Origin of the sequence: Legionella quateirensis (genome assembly GCF_001467955.1) — a bacterium.
GTDB classification, from domain to species: domain Bacteria; phylum Pseudomonadota; class Gammaproteobacteria; order Legionellales; family Legionellaceae; genus Legionella; species Legionella quateirensis.
Genome location: NZ_LNYR01000036.1, coordinates 16,698 through 37,305 on the forward strand (window position 1 = coordinate 16,698; position 20,608 = coordinate 37,305).

A 20,608-nucleotide genomic window follows, 5' to 3' on the forward strand; every position below is an offset into this window, starting at 1 on the left:
TTAGAAATTAGCTGTCTTTAGGGTAGTAGGGTTAATTTATTACGGTTATTGTAACAAAATTTAAGCTAAATGGCTTATTCCAAGTGATAATATAAAAAAATATTAATTTAAGTTGATTAAGCAGCAGCACCTGTTTGATCACTAGCTGCTGCTTGATTAAAGAAATTTAATTTAACAATCAGATGATTCTGTTAATTTAAATTAGAGAGTTGGTTGAGTGATGTCTGTTGAAGAGGAGGCTTTCTGCTCGTTTTGATCTTCCAGATCTTCCTCTTCTTCTTGAACTTTCGGGGTCTTTTTCCACCAGTTATAGATACTGGAAACATAGGATGAACTGGCTTCCTTAGGCTTGGATAATTCAATTTCCTTATTCAGTTCTACGACACAATGATCAATCGCTTTATCACGACAGGATCGAATCATTTGTTGCGCCATCGAAAGAATTGGATTCAAGAGAAAATCCTTGATGGTGGAAAATATGTGTTCAGGTTTAATAGATCCTTTAGATTCTACGTTCTGAACTGTCATATGTCGAATGTACTGGTTAGCAGCAGTAATCAAAACTTCAATATCTTGAACAGGAGTTGCTTTAGCGTTAAGAGTTTTAGTTAATTCAGTATGAACTACAGATCCGTTACGCAGAAGAGTTGCTTTAATATCTTCATTACTTAATGGTTCAAGTCCATATTCTTTGGCAATATGCCCACGAACAAGGTACATCGCTCCAGCGAGGATCGCAGTTTTTTCCGTTTCTTTAATTCCGGCTGCTTTAGGCCCTGAAAGGCTGATTGCCAGAGAATCCAGGAACTGGAGTTGAAGGGCTCTGTTTTCATCTAGTGAAGAGACATCTGATGCGTTTTTATCTGCTGTTTCAGCGATAATTAATTGATGTAGCTCTTCTTTTAAATCAGCAAAAGTTTTAAATGGAGCAACAATAGATTCTGGGACTTCTTTAGTCGGCTTATACCAAGCGCCATCAGCTTTAGCTTTTTCGCCTACTACTAAACTGTTGTTTACGTTGTTTTGTGCCGCTTCTTCAAATTCGTAACCAATTTTTGCAAATTTCACTAATTTGTCCACTGGTACGCTTTGAAGAATATGATCTTTTTTAAATCCTTTACGTGAATCATGATCAACATAAATCTGATTCATAAATTGATTGAGCGACTTATAGAATTTTGCAAGTTGATCAGGGCTTGCTTGATGTTCAGCTGAAATTCCCATCGCAATATTTAAACGATCCTTTACTCTGCCACTTGACTCATATGCTGCTTTGCTTCTATCGATGTCTGCAACGATGACATTCATAGCGGCGTAAACTATGTCAACAGATCGCGCTACCACAGCACGTTTATCATTAGATTTTGCACTAGTAATCTGTGTTCCCAGTTCATGGAATATAGTTCTTAAAAATTGAAGTTCATCCCTTCTTCTGGAAGGTAGTGCTGCAATCGAGTCTTTATTTTCTCGCTTAAGTACGAAAGCGACACAATCATCAAAAAGTCTTTTTAACTCATCAAAATCCTTTAAAGCTAACGTCATGTTATTCTCCAAATTTCCAAATCAAGATTATGTAAGAACTACTTACAGGACTCAGTGTAAACTAAACTTTTCTTTACGTCATGTATTTTCATTATACAATTTGCGTTGACTTAAAAAATAATTATAAATCATTATGTTATGCCAGATTACTTCTATGTGACTCTTATATCAATTCAAAATAATATTGAACAAATTAATTTAAGGAGTAATATACTCAGCTTTTTAGATCGTAGTATGATTTAAATGCGTACAACGCTTTACGCTGCTGCGTTATGTGGATTGAGTTTGAAGTTTCCTGGAACATATGAGATTAATTGATTTTTAAAGCATTTCTATTCCGGATGGATCTCATGACGCTATATCTGATAGAACTTCACTTTAAAAAATGCGCATAGATTACTCTTTATTTGTAATTTTTATGGGGTTATCATCCCCGCCTGGGCTCTGAGGAATCCAAGCATTTAATTGACTATCTGATTAATAGGTAACCAATTTGGGCAAAATGCACGTCATTCCCGCGAAAGCGGGAATCCATGCATTAAGTGAGCACCATATTTTGCTTGATTAATGGATCCTCGCATTCGCGAGGATGACGACATTTTGTTCAGGGTGAATTAACAAAAACCTATAATAAAATGATTTAATATATGCCAGGATTTCTCAGTGCCTGCGCTGGGATGACGTATAAAAAAGTGAAGAGCGTTCAGGGCTTGTCCACGCCATCCTGAGATCTATTGGATACCGTATTTGAGGTATAAATTGAATATTAAAAGTGATGAGTTGCAAAGGCAGAAATTCTTTAATAATGCATTATTTGTATTAATTTTTCTTCTTTTGTGCCGAATTATAGCCAGTTACTTTATTCCTCTAAATGATTCTACGGAAGCTCGTTATGGTGAAATAGCACGGAAAATGCTTGAAACCGGGGATTGGGTGACCTTGCAGCATGATTATGGAGTCCCTTTCTGGGCTAAGCCTCCTTTATCTGTATGGCTTTCCGCCTTTTCCATGAAATTATTCGGTGTCAATGAATTCGCTGCGCGCTTACCAGGATTATTGCTTTCCATCGGCGTATTATGGCTTATATGGGATTTAGCAAAAAAACACAGCGGTTCAGTTGTCGCAACAGTATCTACTTTAGTGCTAGCTGGAACTTTAGATTTTTTCCTGGATGCAGGTGCGGTAATGACCGACCCTTCTTTGGTTTTTTGTACGACCTTGGCTACTGTTTCTTTCTGGCATGCCGTAGTGAATCAAAACAAAATCTGGTCCTACGTGTTTTTTATTGCCCTGGGGCTTGGATTATTAGCAAAAGGCCCAATAGCGATTGTTCTGGTCGGAATTCCTGTATTTTTCTGGGTTTTATTACGTAATGAATGGGTGAATTTATGGAAGAGGCTCCCTTGGATTAAAGGTACGTTACTCCTTCTGGCTATAGCACTTCCCTGGTATATTCTCGCTGAAATACGCACCCCTGGGTTTTTGAATTATTTTATTATTGGTGAGCATTTTAATCGTTTTTTAACTCCTGGATGGACCGGTGACAAGTACGGCATGGCACATGATGAGCCTAAAGGTATGATTTGGCTGTATGCTATTGCTGGCGTATTTCCCTGGAGTGTGCTTGGGGGTAAGTGGTTGTTCAAGAATGGAAAAACTCTGCCTTCGTTCTTTAGAGATGATGATGGGTGGATGAGCTATTTATTTATTTGTATGGTGGGGCCCCTCGTATTTTTTACCTTTGCCAGCAATATTATTTATCCTTATGTATTTCCTTCTTTGCCAGCATTTGCCTTATTTTTTACAGAGATTTGGAATCGTTCGAATCATTCTTTGGAAAAAAGTAAATGGATTTTGCAATTGTCATTAATTTGTGGTTTGTTTTTTTTGGTTGCGACGGTGGTTTTTGAAGTAAAACCAGAGATTGTTGCTAAAACGCAAAAACCTATAGTTACCGCCTGGTTGAAACAACATCCTGCACCAGGAAGTAATCTGGTTTATTGGGACTTTTTTACATGGTTCTCGGCGCAGTTTTATTCTTCCGGAAAGGTTATCGCTACAAGAGATATTACTTATTTATGCAAATTGTTCTCCAATAATTTAGATAATTATCTGGTGATCAATGCCCTTAATGTAGGACAGATACCTACGGAGTTATTTTCTAAATTTACTCCTGTTGCAACAATTCACTATAAAGAAAACAAAGTATTTCTAATGCATAGTCCTGTGCTTAGTTGTTAATAGGTAGGTTATTACGTCATCCTGAACGTAGTGAAGGATCTCCAAATGCTGACACAGTGTCACGTTCAGGAGATCCCTCATTGCATTCGGGATGACGTTTCCAATTCCACGAATCCCGTCATCCTGAACGCAGTGAAGGATCTCCAAATGCAGGCACAGTGCCACGTTCAGGAGATCCCTCATTGCATTCGGGATGACGTTTTAATCCCACGAAGCCCGTCATCCTGAACGCAGTGAAGGATCTCCAAATGCTGGCACAGTGCCACGTTCAGGAGATCCCACATTGCATTCGGGATGACGTTTCCAATTCCACGAATAAATTTCTTCTCAGGAATATCAGAATTTAATTCTCATTATTGGTAGTTTCTCCAATCAACTCATAGTAAAGTAGCAACATTCCAGATTAAATACTTACTCCATGGCAAAATTATATTTCTATTATGCCGCGATGAACGCGGGTAAAAGTACCGTATTGCTTCAATCCAGTCATAATTACAGAGAGCGCGGAATGCAGACTCTGTTATTCACTCCCCTAATTGACACTCGTTACCAGTTTGGAACTATAAGTTCTCGGATAGGGTTAACAGAACAGGCCTTTGCATTTAATGAAACAGATGATTTGCATGCAATTACCTGCGAATCACAACAACAGGGTGCGCAATACGCCTGTGTGCTAATTGATGAAGCACAATTTCTAACCCGACAGCAGGTTCATCAATTAACTGAAATTACCGATAAATTGTCCATACCCGTATTAGCTTATGGTTTACGGACTGATTTTAGAGGTGAATTATTTCCTGGAAGCCAATATTTACTTGCCTGGGCAGATGAATTGATTGAGTTAAAGACTATTTGTCATTGCGGTCGAAAAGCGATTATGAATATGAGAATTGATGCTGAGGGTAACGCTGTAGTGGAAGGGGAACAGGTACTTATCGGTGGAAATGAATCCTATGTCTCAACTTGCAGGCTGCATTTTAAACGCCAAGAAGCAGGGGTTTTAGAGATTAACAATAAATTGTTCAATAAAGATACCAATCCTCTTTAGGTTTTGGTATAATTTGCCGCAACTTTTAGGCCTTGATAAGGAGTAACAGTGTCGCATTCTGTCGCAGTAGATTCGAGATCATGTGTACCTCGTGGTGACTTAATGGCTTGGATTGTCTGCCTATCAGCAGGTCTATTCTTTCTCTATGAGTTTTTTCAACTGAATATTTTTGACGTAATTAATCAACCATTACGCGAAGATTTTCACATTGATGCCACCCAATTGAGCTGGATGTCCAGTGCCTACTTATGGGCCGACATACTCTTTCTGTTACCGGCCGGTATTATTCTGGATCGTTTTTCTACACGCCGGGTTATTCTGACTGCCATGCTGGTTTGCGTTGTTGGAACTGTTGGTTTTGCTACGACTGATTCATTTCTTCTTGCCTCCTTTTTTCATTTTCTTTCTGGTATCGGTAACGCGTTTTGTTTTCTCTCATGTGTCGTATTGGTTTCTCACTGGTTCCCTCCACGCAGACAGGCGCTGGTTATCGGATCATTAGTGACTATGGCCTTTATAGGCGGAATGATGGCTCATACTCCTTTCGCTTATCTTTATGAACTTTTTGGATGGCGGCGTGCTTTATTAATTGATGGAGCAGTTGGGGCGGTTTTATTAATATGGATTTATTGTGTTGTTCAGGACAAACCAGCGGACTCACCAGTGAGAGTTCGTACCAATCAGGGAGAGGTTCTATCCAGTTTCATCAAGGCATTGTCTAATCGACAAAACTGGTTGGCCGGATTATTTACTTCCCTTCTTAATTTACCCATTATGGTTTTGTGTGCCTTGTGGGGAGCCAGTTATCTTCAAGTAGTACATCATTTACCTGACATCGCAGCAAGTAATGTTGTGAGTTTAATCTTTATGGGAAGTGTTATTGGGTGTCCTTTGGTTGGCTGGCTATCTGATACACAAGGACGTCGCAAGCCTTTGATGATTATCGGGGCTATTGCAACTTTGTTTACGATTATTCCATTATTTATGCATGTTGTTCTTTCTCAAACTCTTCTTAGTATTATCTTTTTCGCTTTGGGATTTTTTACCAGTACCCAGGTTATTTCTTATCCTTTGGTAGCTGAAAGCAATCAATCTGAAAATACGGGTGCAGCTACCGGTATTGCCTCTGTGATTATTATGGGCGGAGGTGGCGTTGGACAGGTTTTGTTTGGCTGGCTTATGTCGCATCATGCGGGCACTACAGTCACAGAATATACGGTTGCAGATTTTCAATTTGCCATGTGGATGTTCCCAATAGCGGCTATAGCGGCTTTAATTGCTGTATTAATGACCCGTGAAACATACTGCAAACGATAATAACGTAGAGGAGTAATAATGCAGATAGTGGATGATTTTAGAGGATATGATGATATGAAATCATCTTTATTACCCTGGATTGTATGCTTTGCCGCAACTTTGTTTTTCTTCTATGAGTTTATTCAAGGAAATATGTTTGCTTCGATCGCAGCGAACATCATGCAGGATTATCATATTCAGGCTGATAAAATGGCCTATTTATCCAGTATATATTATTTATCAAATGTTCTTTTTCTATTCATAGCAGGAATGATACTTGATAGATTTTCTATTAAAAATACCATTCTTATTGCCATGATGCTTTGTGTAGTCAGTACTTTTATTCTTGCTTATTCACATTCTTTTTATGTGGCTTTATTTTGTCGGTTTATAACGGGCATTGGAAGTGCGTTTTGTTTTCTGGGGCCTGTTCGATTGGCTTCCCACTGGTTTCCTCCAAAACGGATGGCTTTGGTAACCGGAGCTATAGTCACTATGGCAATGACTGGCGGAATGCTGGCTCAGTATCCATTAACTAAACTGGTAGCTTATGTAGGATGGCGTCAGGCAGTTCAGGACGTTGGAATACTTGGATTTGCCATGTTGGTCGTTATGTTTTTTTGGATAAAAGAAAGACCACAGGTTGCTATCAAAAAAGAAGGACAACCCATCAAAATTTTTGCTGCTGCCAAACAAGCTTATTTTAATCCTCAATATTTACGTGCCGCGCTTTATACCAGTCTGATGAACATGGCTATTGCAGTATTTGGCGCTATGATGGGAACTTTGTATCTGGAACAACGTTTGAGTGTAAGTCCAGAACAGGCCTCTATGGTTAATGGTATGTTATTTTTTGGGGCAATTGTCGGCGCGCCTTTGGTTGGCTGGTTGTCTGATAGAGTAGGATTGCGGATTCTGCCAATGAAAGTAGGTGTCCTTGCGTCCATGTTGACTTTATTGGCTGTGCTGTATCTCCCGGTCTCTTTAAATACTATGGCAGTCTTGTTTTTCCTTCTTGGGTTTTTTACCTCAGCCCAGGTAATCAGTTATGCTCTGGTTGCTGAAAGCAGTTCTCCCATGATGACTGCAACTGCTGTAAGTGTTATTTCCATACTGACCCAGGGTGGATACCTTGTTTATCAAAACCTGTTTAGTACTCTTCTAACTAATTATGGCGGTATGCATTTGATTAATGGAGTGCCTGTCTATCTGTTAGAAGCTTACCAGCATGCCGCAATTATATTGCCTGCGGGATTAGCGATCGCTTTTCTGTTATTATTTGGTTTGAAAGAAACTAACTGTAATCAAGCCGAGTATAAATAGTGACAGGACGAGTTTGTATATTATTGATGGATTCCTTTGGTATAGGTGCCAGCCTGGACGCATCGCGTTATGGTGATGAAGGCGCCAATACTTTTGTTCATATTCATGAAGCATGTGAACGTGGCTCAGGCGATATTAATGGTGTCCGTCAAGGACCTTTAAAATTACCTAACCTGGCCAGGTTGGGGCTTTATCATGCAGCGGTAGCCAGTTCTGGATTGCAGTTTGTGGATTTGGCGACGATGACTGATCCTGAGGGTCATTATGGCTATGCTGTCGAGCAGAGTTTAGGTAAGGATACTCCAAGTGGGCATTGGGAATTAGCCGGTGTTCCTGTATCTTTTGAATGGGGTTATTTTCCTGACAAGCCCCATTGTTTTCAGAAAAAACTGATTGATTCTTTTATAGAACAAGCAGGATTACCCGGGGTTTTGGGTGAAAAGCATGCTTCTGGAACCACCATACTCGATGAGTTGGGAGAAGAACATATCCGTACGGGTAAGCCGATAGTATATACTTCTGCTGACAGCGTTTTTCAAATAGCAGCACATGAAGAATCGTTCGGTTTACAGCGCTTGTATGATATTTGCCACATTGCTCGAAATCTGGTGGATGAGTATCAGATTGGGCGAGTGATTGCCAGACCCTTTATTGGCAAGCCCGGCTCTTTTAAGCGTACCGCTAATCGTAAAGACTATGCTACATTACCACCTGAAAAAACCTTACTGGATTTTCTGAAAGATGCGGGTAGAGAGGTCATTTCAATAGGAAAAATTGCCGATATTTATGCTCATCAAGGTGTGACTCAAGAAATTAAAGCCGATGGCAATATGGCATTATTTGATGCAACCCTCACGGCAATGAAGACTGCACCCCACGGCAGTCTGATTTTTACTAATTTCGTTGATTTTGATTCCTCATACGGACATAGACGCGATGTTGCAGGTTATGCACATGCCCTGGAACAGTTTGACGCACGATTACCGGAACTGTCTTCATTGTTAAATCCAGAAGACATTGTAATTATCGCAGCAGATCATGGATGCGATCCTACCTTTCCAGGCTCAGATCATACGCGTGAACATATTCCTGTTTTAGCCTATGGCCCCAAGTTGACTGGTAGCTTTATCGGTCGAAGAGATAGCTTTGCAGATATTGGACAAAGTCTCGCAGAACATCTTGAAATCGAGCCTTTGTCTCATGGTATTTCATTTTTTTAACATCATTCCCATTGAATTTTTAATTATCATCCCCATGTTTAGATTTTCTGCATGAATTGAGGATTTAATTTTGGAACAATACCGTGGTACAACAATACTATCCGTACGACGAGGTAATCAGGTTGTTATAGGTGGTGATGGTCAGGTTACTTTAGGTAATACTGTGATGAAGGGCAATGCCCGCAAAGTAAGGCGATTATATAAAGATAAAGTAATTGCCGGATTTGCAGGTGGAACTGCTGATGCTTTTACCCTCTTTGAACGTTTTGAAAGCAAGTTGGAAATGCATCAAGGTCATTTGGTCAGAGCGGCTGTTGAACTTGCTAAAGATTGGCGAACTGACAGAATGTTAAGACGACTTGAAGCAGTGCTCGCCGTAGCAGACAGCAAATCCTCTTTAATTATCACTGGTAATGGCGATGTTATAGAACCTGAAGAAAGTTTAATCGCTATAGGTTCCGGTGGTCCTTTTGCCCAAGCGGCAGCAAAAGCATTGATGGAAAATACCAAATTATCAGCTGGAGAGATAGTGCGTAAAGCATTAACTATTGCTGGAGATATTTGTATTTATACCAATAACAATTTAACCATAGAAGAATTGAACAATGACAGCAAATAACAGTGTAGTAATGACACCAAGAGAAATAGTTCAGGAACTTGATAAACATATTATCGGTCAGGATGATGCAAAGAGAGCGGTAGCTATCGCTTTGCGTAATCGCTGGCGTCGAATGAAGATTAAAGATCCTGTTTTGCGCAGTGAAATAATGCCTAAAAATATTTTGATGATTGGTCCAACTGGCGTAGGTAAAACAGAAATTGCCCGACGTTTGGCAAAGTTGGCTCAAGCTCCTTTTATTAAAGTTGAAGCCACTAAGTTTACTGAAGTAGGCTACGTGGGGCGTGATGTTGATTCTATTTTGCGTGATCTCACTGATATAGCGATTAAGCAGGAACGTGAATCTGCTATGAAGAAAGTCGAGCATTTGGCCGAAGATGCCGCTGAAGAGCGTGTTCTGGATGTTTTATTGCCTCCTGCGCGCGGCACATTAACTCCTGGGGAAAAGGATTCCACGGCAAGACAGGTATTCCGCAAGCAATTAAGAGAAGGGACTCTTAATGATAATGAAATTGAAATAGATCTTGCTGTCGCTCCTGTTGGCATTGAAATAATGGCGCCTCCTGGTATGGAAGAAATGACCAGTCAGCTGCAATCCATGTTTCAACAAGTCGGCAGTCATCGTACTAAAACACGTAAAATGACTATTGCCAAGGCGATGAAAATATTACGTGAAGAAGAAGCTGCAAAACTGATTAATGAAGAAGACATCAAGGTTAGAGCAATTGAAAGTGTTGAGCAGAACGGAATCGTCTTTATTGATGAATTGGATAAAGTGGCCAAACGCTCCGAAGGGGGTGGTGGTGATGTATCACGTGAAGGAGTTCAACGAGATTTGCTTCCACTGGTTGAGGGTACTACCGTATCAACTAAATACGGTATGGTAAAATCAGATCATATTTTATTTATTGCCTCTGGTGCGTTCCATGTTGCCAAACCTTCAGATTTAATTGCTGAATTACAAGGACGCTTACCCATTCGAGTGGAATTATCGGCACTGACTGTTGAAGATTTTGTTCGCATTCTGACTGAACCGAGTTCCTCATTGACTCTGCAATATGCTGCCTTGATGGAAACTGAAGGTTTAACCCTTACATTCGATGAAACCGGTATTCGTCGTATTGCCGAGGTGGCCTGGCAGGTTAATGAACGCATGGAAAATATTGGTGCGCGTCGATTGTATACGGTGATGGAGCGTTTGTTAGAGGTGGTCTCTTTTGAGGCAACTGATAAATTTGGAGAGTCTGTCCATGTAGATAGAGCTTATGTGGATAAAAATCTTGGTCAGTTGGTCGCGGATGAGGATTTGGCTCGCTATATTCTTTAAGGTTTGAATAATTGTCAACAAACCCTGGATGATGAATAATTGCAGTTGTTAGTTAGGTCAATAACTTTTGAAGTATTGACCTAATAGGGTCTGTTGACTATACATTTTTCTAATTATCCATAAAGGACCACTTGCTGCGGACAAGCCCTGAGAGTTCTTCACTTTTTAAAAAAGCACATAAATTAATCTTAATTTGCACTTTTTATAAGATTGTCATCCTCGCGAATGCGGGGAGGGGATCCATTCTAAAATTTAGCACAATGCTATATCTTTGCATGGATCCCCGCTATCGTGAGAATGATGTATAAAAAACTGAGGATTGTTCAGGGACAAGCCGTGCCACCTAAGATTTATAGAGCAATTGTCAACAACCCCTACTATTTAATAAAAAAATTAATGGTCTAGAGTTTTTTAGTTGTTCAGCATGGCTTATGTATGTATTATTTGTTCTACGCTTTGATTAATTAGTACAATTTATGCCTCAATTTGACCTGAATAAATTAGTTGTTCTGCATTTATATAATTATTCCAAACCTCGAGGTGAGAAAGATCCTCTTTCCCTAATTGAAAAAAATTGTGATGTTGTAAAATTATCAACATGTATGAGAATTATCTACATCCTAAACAGTGACTCACTTGTTTCAGAACAACAATCAGCCGCATATAAATCACTTACTGATTTTCTGAATAGAAAAGATATGTATTCAATAGCCACTAGATTCGAACGATTGGAAGGTGCTAAGGCTTATGAGTTTCTATTATTTTGGATCATTGGTGGCATAAATCCCCAAAAGACGTTAAATGATACTCGAATTCTGGGCGACGTGAGGTCTATATGGACCAAAATGCTAAAGTCTCCGAGTGTAAGAACAAAGAGACTGGTTGAAATGTATTTATCATTTTTTAATGACTTGTTTACAGACAGTGCGAATCTTAACAAGATGATACCAAACTATAACCATCTGGAACTACCCGAATTAGTTGTGACGTTTAAAAATGCTTGTCAAAATTGCACCTGGGCTAGGGTAAATGGCTTTTTAAGCTTTCTTACAGCTTTTAACTATAACCACTTTACAAAAGATAACTATTTTTACGCTATGGAAAGTGATCTTAAACTAATGAAGAATCGAATATTGAATAAAGTTGAATTATCTCCTAACGGAACGGTAGTCGCTTTCTTTAAATCTAAATATGAACAATCTCAGGATAATTTAATTGGAATTGATATCCGATTAAAGACTATAAACCGATTACTGGAAACTTTAAACTTACTAATAGAAAGAAGTACTGAGCTTTTACCGTCTGAACATGCGACACTAAAAGAAGAATTAAACACAGAAAATGCAGAAGATCATGTCCTTATGGATATTGAATCGTCTACTAAAGATGTACAAGCAGATCCTGATGAAGGCAATGTAGGTAGCAGCAAATACACTTTTTAAAGATGTTGGACTTTAGTTCCAAAGGATTAAATCATTACAGTATGTAATTGAACTGCCATCTGAAAGAACTATATTGATTCATTATTTGCGAAAAGACACGCCATTTGATTTTATTAAATCACATTGTTTATTAAATTATTATTGTGTATAATATGTGCTCTTTTGTGTTTGGCCCAGTAAGCAACGCTAATAATTACCCGATGAACTGAATTTTTAAATATTCACCCATCGTTCACAACATCCAGGTTCACTTAAATAAGAATATGCACGGAAATCAATAGAAATAAGGAGAAATGTATTCCATTAAAGAACGCGTTGTAAGTGGAAATTGAGGAAAAAATAGATGTTTGGCTTTTTGTCACGAGTTATAAATTATGTTGGAAATTTATTTAATTATTATTTTGGCAGTCGAAAAGAAGCAGTAATTCATAACGTTTCATCAATGAAACACATGATAACACGACAAATAGAATCAGTTCATCCAGACATGAGTACTAAAAAATCCAAGCCTCAGGCTATTTCCCGGAGTGAAGGAACTTTAACGGCCGGAACAAAGCAAAAAACAACGCCAGTTATACAACAAGTGACTAAAAGACATGCTGGAACACATTCAATTTCAGCAGCTGAATCAGGCTCGAAAAACAATGAGAAAAAAAAGAATAGACAAACGATTAAACCAGCTTCAACATCAGCTGTTGCAAATCAGCCTGTACTCTCTGAACAATCGATAACGGGGCATGATTCAAAAAAAGTCAGGGGACTAAAAAACATCTCAGTTGATCACGTGAACCTTGATCGGATTAAAGTAGCTCATCCCGTTGACGAATTGAGTGTCCAACCCGATGCTACTTTATTGTTAAAACCAATAGTCAAATTAACCCCAGTTATTGAATCTGTTCCACTGCCTGAATATCAAATAATTAAAAAACAGAAGCCTTTATTTGCTGAACAGGCTGTAGTGACAACCTGTTCAAAGGATATGGCGGAAGCTAATGCAGCTACCTTAATGAGTCAATCCCCAGCATTTTTTGTACCTGTATCTGAGGGAGCGGCACTTAATGTTCAATATCTTAACAGGAAACACTTTCCACTGCCGATGATGCAGTTATTGGATGAGTTAAGAACACAATTTCCAGAAGCAAGATTCTATTTAACTGGTGCAGCTACTTCAAATATTCTGGACGGGATTAAACCTAATGATTACGACATATTGATCGTTAATATGAGTATGTTCATGGTTAATGAGTTTCTCCAAAAAAGGCAGTTAAATCCCGAAATTAGAAGCACGAAGTATCCTATTATTTATTGCGATATGGGTAATGGCATTACCCTGGATTTTACCGTAAATGAAAATCCGTTGAAGGAACCAGTTCAGCATCTATTAAATGCTGATTTTGAAAAACGCGATTTTAATTTAAATGCGTTATATTGTGAGATAACTAACGAAAATAATTTTTTGATTTTTAGTTTCGGTAACGCGTTGAACTTAAGAAATAAAAAAATAATAGCCAGTATTAAAGAACCTGGCAGCACGTTTGAACACGATCCTGTTCGTCTTTTTAGATTGGCAAAACTTCTGATTACCAATCCAACTTATGTTTTATCTAAAGATTTGCAAATTGAAATCAAAAGTTTTACGCAGATTAGCGATGAAATGCCAAAATGGAAGAAATTGATCATAACCGCCATACGCGCAGATTATGGTACTTTAGACAGAATTGATTATGCTATAAGAAAATTGTTTATCCGTTACAGCTATGAGGATATTAATCGAGCCTTTCATAAATTAGGATTATTAACAGGATTTACCGATAATTCCTATTCCTCTGTTCGATCCGCCTGTTTAAAAATTCCTGCAATAAACGCGGATGAGAAATATATTTTTTGGATTTTGGCTAATGTATTACAACGCTTTGAAAATGGCAAAGGCAATCAAGCCTGTCCATTAAACTTTATACTGAGACTTTCATTCATAGAGCAGGATTACCTGGATTATGTTTATGGTAAAGGACCTGATAAAATACCTGAGGTTTATGTGTTTGTTCCGGAAGTTCTGGCTTTAATCAAGCAATTCCGATTATCTTCTGAATTTATAGACAGGGATGCATTAGTTGCCAATGGATCGTTTACTAAATAATGCTCATTACTTTTTAACTGGTACTTTTGGTAAATAATTGTTCTAAATTAATGTTTAGAGATTTTTGTAAATCTTCATCATTTTTTCTGAATGCGGCACGCCATTGTTCTGCCAGGGATGATTTTGAATAATCAAGTTCCATGTGAGTAGGGAGACGATAGGGTAAAAGCTGAGTCAAATCATATAAAGTAATATGACTCAAATCCCGGCTTAACATGTAATGACCGTCTGCTGTCGCATGGATTAGTTCGTGATGAATTAAAGCATTAATCATTTCATCTACATCCACCGCAAAAGGCTGGCTGCTTGCATCTACCAGTTCATTAAAACTAAGGCCCTTGCCATTTTTTTGAGCTAACCAAAGTTGATGTAGCCAGAGCAGGGCGTGTGAAAATCCATCCAGAGATTTACCGTCACGTCGTTGATGGTGAACAGAAAGCGCATAACTTATTTCTGCGCCTAAAAGAGTAATCAGCCAAACCCAGTATACCCAAATAAAAAAGATAGGTACCGTAGCAAAGGCACCATAAAGCAACTCGTAGGTATTATAACGAATTAAATAATAGGCAAAGGCCTGTTTTGCCGATTCGAATAAAATTGCCGCTATCAAACCACCCCAAAAAGCATGCATTATATTCACGGGACAATTTGGAACTATAATATATAAAAAAGTAAACCCTATCAGGGAAAGAACTATGGGAGAGTAATGCAACATTATGGATGGGGCTTGATGTGCGATGAACATAGGCATGGAAAATAAATAAGAGCTGGCCGCCAGACTTAACCCTAAAATTACTGGCGCCAATGATATAATCGCCCAATAAATCAAGAATGCAGGTACTCCATGACGTGATGAAGTAACGCGCCAAATTTTATTCAATGCTCGTTCAATGGTAAACATGACCAGCAAAGCGGTAATAATCAGAAAAGCAATGCCCCAAATTGACAATTTAGATACTTGGGAAGCAAATTGTTGTAAATAGGCTTGAACTACTTTACCTGTAGCAGGAACAAAATTATCAAAGATGAAGTTCTGTACAGGATCTGCCAAATTTTGAAAAATAGGGAAGGTAGAGAATATTGCCAGACCGACTGACATCAATGGCACAATGGCAAGTAGAGTTGTGAACGATAAAGCTGATGCAATATAAGTACATTCATCCTGAATAAAATGTTGAATAACGAAACGTATAAACCGATCGCAAGCGTAATATCGATAAATAAATCGTTCTTTCCAGCTTAATATTCTTTTGGAATTTTTTTTCATAGCAGTATTACTATATAGCTTAATTTCATATTTATGCAGTTTGTCTGCATGCTCCTTTATACGATGTTGAATATGCTAGCAGAAAATGCTTTATTTATCATATTCCAGTTAGTAATTCTGAAATTTTTTCTGATAGCAGTCGAGTAAGAAGGAAGAATCCATTAACTCTCGCAGAGACAATTGTTAGCAGTTCTCAAGAATTATTCAAAAAAAGTAAACCCGGTAATAAACCTGCTCAAAATCAATGTTCCTTTACATACTTGTAATTAATAATTCGAGGATAAATTGCTATTCTTTAATTTTATAATTAGTGAGTCGGTAGGCTTTAAATGCACCAACCACGCGAAAATATATATCAAATTAGTTACTATGAAACACCTTTTAATAGTACTTTTGAATTGATCCATGATGATTCAAATTTTAACGGGTTTGTTACAATAAATTGATCAATCCGCTCATTATTTGTTCTATGCTTAACTTGGGTAGTTCCAATTTGATGGGGATAGAAGATGTTAACTCAAGCAATCATCGGTGTTGTAAGAGCTCTAAATGGAATACTTGAAAAAGTCAATGCGCATGGAGAAGCGCATATCGTTAAGTCAGGTGCTACACTGCATCAAGGCGATATTCTTACATTATTAAGTGGTGAAGCATACATTCAATTTATTGAAGGATTCCCGGAAGCATTGGCTTTGAATAAGCCTTTTCCTCTTGATGGAATTTCCCCGGCATTAAAATTTGGAGCCTTAAACGCCAATGAAGAAATCATCAAGGAAGCACTGGAAAAAGGCATAGATCCCTCGCTGGTTCTTGATATTCTTGGAGCTACTGCAGCCGGTGTTGACGTCTTGGGATCAGGCAGCGAATCTTATTATTTGGATCCTATGTATGGCTCAGGACTGGTCTTCTCAGGATACAATACCCTACCTCTATCATTTGATAATTACAGATCAGAATTGGATCCCCAAGGAATCGTATTCAGCCCAATATCAGCAGCTCCAACAGAAGAAGCTGTAATAGCAGCGCCCTCTGATACAGTAGTAATACCCGATATTGTTATCCCCCCAACAGTTATTAGCGGAATTTTTATTGGAGATGTCACTGAACCTGGTGGTTTAAATAACTCAATACCCGGAGCACCAAAATTTTCAGCTCAAATAACAAGTATTGATGGCTTTGTTCCTGGTGGGAAAACTGGGCCATTAGGTACATTTACCATGGATGCGTCAGGAAATTGGATTTATGAACTACACGACAATAGCCCTTTAGTTGATGCACTTAAAGCTGGTGAAGTACGAGTTGTGACATTTGATGCTGTTGCGACAGACGGCACCATACAAAAGATAACTGTGAATATTCATGGCGCAAATGATGCTCCTAATGCAATGCCAGAGAATAGTGTCGTTCTTGAAGACAGCACCTTGACTGGTAATCTATTAACTAATGATAAAGATCCTGAAGGTGATCCCATATTCATCACGACCTTTAAACTAGAGGGTGATCCCACTGTATATCAAGCAGGACAGACAGTTACTATTAATGGTAAAGGTGAATTAGCTATTCAAGCTAATGGAGACTTCAGTTTTACTCCTTCTCCTGATTATAATGGTCCGATACCCACTACGACATATAAGATGTCTGATGGTACTATGGAAAACAGTACTACATTTTCATTGACTATTCGTTCAGTTAATGATGCCCCGGAAGGCAGTGATAAAAATGTCACGACTCCCGAAGATACACCTGTAGTTATTAAAACGACTGATTTTGGTTTCACAGATCCAAATGATAATCCTGCTGACAGTCTTCAAGCGGTAAAAATTAACACATTACCACTTGAAGGAACCCTTATTTTACATGGGGCTGCAGTAACTGCTGGACAAATTATTAGCGTTGCAGATATTAATGGGGGTTCACTGGTATATATACCTGCGACCAACATGAATGGTGCTATTAACTTTACATTCCAGGTGCAAGACAGTGGGGGTACATTGAATGGTGGTGTGGATCTCGATCCAACTCCTAATACCCTGACTATTAATGTGACTCCAGTTAATGATGCGCCGATAAATACGATACCAGTAACTCAAAACGTCAATGAAGACCTTACCCTGGTATTTAATACTGCTAATGGCAATGCCATCAGCCTGACTGATATAGACAGCGCTTCTGTGACCACCACGATTTCTGTAGCTCATGGCAGCTTAATGGCACTGGCAACAGCAGGGGTTACGATTACGAATAACGGTACAGGAACGGTGACTCTGGTGGGATCTCCAGCGAACATCACCACCGCTTTGAATGGTTTATCGTATACTCCTGTTGCTGATTACAATGGTGCAGACAGCTTAACGATAGTCACCAGTGACGGGGCTTTAAGTGATACGGACAGCATTGCCATTACAGTCAATCCAGTCGTGGATATTGCCAACGATGCAATAACCCTGAATGAAGACACCGTGACTACTTATGATGTGAATAATAATGATACCTTTGAAAATGCAGGTCATACCATCACTGCGATTGATGGTACAGCGATTGCCGTAGGCGGTACAGTGGCTGTAGCTAACGGCACGGTGTTGTTAAATACTAATGGCACCTTAAGCTTTACCCCAACTGCAAATTACAACGGCAGTACCAGCTTTACCTATACGGTGACTTCTGGCGGAGTTACGGAAACCGCTACAGTGAACCTGACGGTGAATCCGGTTAATGATGCCCCAATCAACAGCGTCCCTGGCGCTCAAACCACGAATGAAGACACTGCTCAGGTCTTTAGCTCTGCCAACGGCAATGCGATAAGCCTCACCGATATAGACAGCGCTTCTGTGACCACCACGATTTCTGTAGCACACGGCAGCTTAACGGCACTGGCAACAGCAGGGGTTACGATTACGAATAACGGTACGGGCAGTGTGACCTTAACAGGTTCTCCTGCTGCTATTACCACGGCTTTGGATGGTTTATCGTACACTCCTGTTGCCGATTACAACGGAGCTGACAGCCTGACGGTAGTCACCAGTGACGGCGCCTTAAGCGATACGGACAATATTGCCATTACAGTCAATCCAGTCGTGGATATTGCCAACGATGCAATAACCGTGAATGAAGACACGGTGGCTACTTATGATGTCAATAATAATGATACCTTTGAAAATGCAGGCCATACCATCACTGCGATTAATGGTACAGCGATTGCCGTGGGCGGCACAGTGGCTGTGGCCAACGGCACGGTACTTTTGAATGCCGATGGCACCTTAAGCTTTACCCCAGCTGCGAATTACAACGGCAGTACCAGCTTTACCTACACAGTGACTTCCGGCGGAGTTACCGAAACTGCTACGGTGAACCTCACGGTCAATCCGGTTAACGACGCTCCAACCAACAGCGTCCCTGGCGCCCAAACCACGAATGAGGACACCGCTCAAGTCTTTAGCTCTGCCAATGGTAATGCGATAAGCCTTACCGATATAGACAGTGCTTCTGTGACCACCACGATTTCTGTAGCACACGGCAGCTTAACGGCTTTGGCAACGGCAGGGGTGACGATTACGAATAACGGTACAGGAACGGTGACTCTGGTGGGAACTCCAGCCAACATCACCACCGCCTTGGATGGTTTATCTTACACCCCGGTTGCTGATTACAATGGTTCTGACAGCCTGACGGTCGTTACCAGTGACGGCGCCTTAAACGATACGGACAGTATCGCCATTACGGTGACACCCGTTGTGGATATTGCCAACGATGCCATAACCCTGAATGAAGACACGGTGGCTACTTATGATGTGAATAACAATGATACCTTTGAAAACGCAGGCCATACCATTACCGCCATTAATAGCACGGCCATTGCCGTTGGCGGCACAGTGGGCGTGGCCAATGGCACAGTGCTCTTGAATGCCAACGGTACCTTAAGCTTTACGCCAACCGCGAATTACAACGGCAGTACCAGCTTTACTTACACGGTGACTTCCGGTGGGGTTACGGAAACGGCTACGGTGAACGTCACGGTGAACCCGGTTAATGACGCCCCAACCAACAGTGTCCCGGGCGCCCAAACGACGAATGAAGACACTGCTCAGGTCTTTAGCTCTGCCAATGGCAATGCGATAAGCCTTACCGATATAGACAGTGCTTCTGTGACCACCACGATTTCTGTAGCACACGGCAGCTTAACGGCACTGGCAACAGCAGGGGTGATGATCAGCAATAACGGTACGGACAGTGTGACCTTAACAGGATCTCCTGCTGCTATTACCACCGCTTTGGATGGTTTATCTTACACTCCTGTTGCTGATTACAACGGAGCTGACAGCTTGACCATAGTCACCAGTGACGGCGCCTTAAGCGATACGGACAGCATTGCCATCACGGTCAATCCAGTCGTGGATATTGCCAACGATGCGGCTACCTTCAATGAAGACACGGTGGCTAATCTTGACGTGAATGCCAATGATACCTTTGAAAACGCAGGCCATACCATCACTGCCATTAACGGCACGGCGGTTGACGAAGGCAGCACGGTGGTCGTGGCCAACGGCACAGTGCTCTTGAATGGCGACGGCACTTTAAGCTTTACCCCAACTGCTAATTACAATGGCAGTACCAGCTTTACCTACACGGTGACTTCCGGTGGGGTTACGGAAACCGCTACGGTGAACCTGACAGTCAATCCGGTTAATGATGCTCCAACCAACAGCGTACCGGGCGCTCAAAGCACGAATGAAGACACCGCTCAGGTCTTTAGCTCTGCTAATGGTAATGCGATAAGCCTCACCGATATAGACAGTGCTTCTGTGACCACCACGATTTCCGTGGCGCACGGCAGCTTAACGGCACTGGCAACAGCAGGGGTTACCATTACGAATAACGGAACGGGCAGTGTGACCTTAACGGGATCTCCTGCTGCAATTACCACCGCTTTGGATGGTTTATCTTACATTCCTGTTGCCGATTACAACGGTGCAGACAGCTTGACGGTAGTCACCAGTGACGGCACCTTAAGTGATACGGACAATATTGCCATTACAGTCAATCCAGTCGTGGATATTGCCAACGATGCAATAACCCTGAATGAAGACACGGTGGCTACTTATGATGTGAATAATAATGATACCTTTGAAAACGCAGGCCATACCATCAC

At 40.3% G+C, this 20,608-nt stretch carries 12 protein-coding genes; 10 read left to right on the forward strand and 2 right to left on the reverse strand.

Going from position 1 to position 20,608, the window contains the following annotated elements:
• Positions 1-201: 201 nt before the first annotated feature.
• Positions 202-1,542: a hypothetical protein gene (locus tag Lqua_RS13210; protein WP_058474758.1), complete on the reverse strand. Its 1,341-nt coding sequence runs from the start codon at positions 1,540-1,542 to the stop codon at positions 202-204.
• Between the two features lie 759 nt (positions 1,543-2,301).
• Between Lqua_RS13210 and Lqua_RS13215 the strand changes: the two genes are divergently transcribed.
• The 9 genes from Lqua_RS13215 (at position 2,302) to Lqua_RS13255 (ending at position 14,195) form a co-directional block, all read left to right on the forward strand.
• Positions 2,302-3,783, forward strand: coding sequence for an ArnT family glycosyltransferase (locus Lqua_RS13215; protein ID WP_058474759.1), 1,482 nt, complete (start codon positions 2,302-2,304; stop codon positions 3,781-3,783).
• Between the two features lie 418 nt (positions 3,784-4,201).
• The gene (locus Lqua_RS13220) at positions 4,202-4,831 is read left to right on the forward strand and encodes a thymidine kinase (RefSeq protein WP_058474760.1); all 630 of its coding nucleotides are present in this window, start codon (positions 4,202-4,204) and stop codon (positions 4,829-4,831) included.
• A 48-nt stretch (positions 4,832-4,879) separates the two neighbouring features.
• On the forward strand, positions 4,880-6,148 hold the full coding sequence (locus tag Lqua_RS13225) for an MFS transporter (RefSeq protein WP_058474761.1): 1,269 nt from the start codon (positions 4,880-4,882) through the stop codon (positions 6,146-6,148).
• 18 nt (positions 6,149-6,166) lie between these two features.
• Positions 6,167-7,450: an MFS transporter gene (locus tag Lqua_RS13230; protein ID WP_058474762.1), complete on the forward strand. Its 1,284-nt coding sequence runs from the start codon at positions 6,167-6,169 to the stop codon at positions 7,448-7,450.
• On the forward strand, positions 7,450-8,670 hold the full coding sequence (locus Lqua_RS13235) for a phosphopentomutase (RefSeq protein WP_058474763.1): 1,221 nt from the start codon (positions 7,450-7,452) through the stop codon (positions 8,668-8,670). The genes Lqua_RS13230 and Lqua_RS13235 overlap by 1 nt, the downstream gene beginning before the upstream one ends.
• A 70-nt stretch (positions 8,671-8,740) precedes the next feature.
• On the forward strand, positions 8,741-9,289 hold the full coding sequence (hslV, locus tag Lqua_RS13240) for an ATP-dependent protease subunit HslV (protein ID WP_058474764.1): 549 nt from the start codon (positions 8,741-8,743) through the stop codon (positions 9,287-9,289).
• Positions 9,276-10,616: an ATP-dependent protease ATPase subunit HslU gene (gene hslU / locus Lqua_RS13245; RefSeq protein ID WP_115148677.1), complete on the forward strand. Its 1,341-nt coding sequence runs from the start codon at positions 9,276-9,278 to the stop codon at positions 10,614-10,616. Before hslV ends, hslU begins: the two co-directional genes overlap by 14 nt.
• Before the next feature lie 476 nt (positions 10,617-11,092).
• Positions 11,093-12,058, forward strand: a complete 966-nt coding sequence (locus Lqua_RS13250; RefSeq protein ID WP_133141112.1) for a hypothetical protein — start codon at positions 11,093-11,095, stop codon at positions 12,056-12,058.
• Positions 12,059-12,401: 343 nt separating this feature from the next.
• Positions 12,402-14,195 carry a nucleotidyltransferase family protein gene (locus Lqua_RS13255; protein WP_058474766.1) on the forward strand — a complete coding sequence of 598 codons (1,794 nt, stop codon included), beginning with the start codon at positions 12,402-12,404 and terminating at the stop codon, positions 14,193-14,195.
• Positions 14,196-14,208: 13 nt separating this feature from the next.
• Here the strand turns inward: Lqua_RS13255 and Lqua_RS13260 are convergent, their stop codons facing one another.
• Positions 14,209-15,462, reverse strand: a complete 1,254-nt coding sequence (locus tag Lqua_RS13260) for a YihY family inner membrane protein (RefSeq protein WP_058474767.1) — start codon at positions 15,460-15,462, stop codon at positions 14,209-14,211.
• 509 nt (positions 15,463-15,971) lie between these two features.
• Here Lqua_RS13260 and Lqua_RS13265 point away from each other — a divergent pair.
• Positions 15,972-20,608, forward strand: a 4,637-nt coding sequence (locus Lqua_RS13265; RefSeq protein WP_193787183.1) for a tandem-95 repeat protein, incomplete at its 3' end; no start/stop codon positions are given.

Coding starts and splice junctions, on each gene's coding strand:
- Lqua_RS13250 (WP_133141112.1), top strand. CDS start 11,093: ATGCCTCAATTTGACCTGAATAAATTAGTTGTTCTGCATTTATATAAT.
- Lqua_RS13210 (WP_058474758.1), bottom strand. CDS start 1,542: ATGACGTTAGCTTTAAAGGATTTTGATGAGTTAAAAAGACTTTTTGAT.
- Lqua_RS13220 (WP_058474760.1), top strand. CDS start 4,202: ATGGCAAAATTATATTTCTATTATGCCGCGATGAACGCGGGTAAAAGT.
- Lqua_RS13255 (WP_058474766.1), top strand. CDS start 12,402: ATGTTTGGCTTTTTGTCACGAGTTATAAATTATGTTGGAAATTTATTT.
- Lqua_RS13260 (WP_058474767.1), bottom strand. CDS start 15,462: ATGAAAAAAAATTCCAAAAGAATATTAAGCTGGAAAGAACGATTTATT.
- hslU (WP_115148677.1), top strand. CDS start 9,276: ATGACAGCAAATAACAGTGTAGTAATGACACCAAGAGAAATAGTTCAG.
- Lqua_RS13230 (WP_058474762.1), top strand. CDS start 6,167: ATGCAGATAGTGGATGATTTTAGAGGATATGATGATATGAAATCATCT.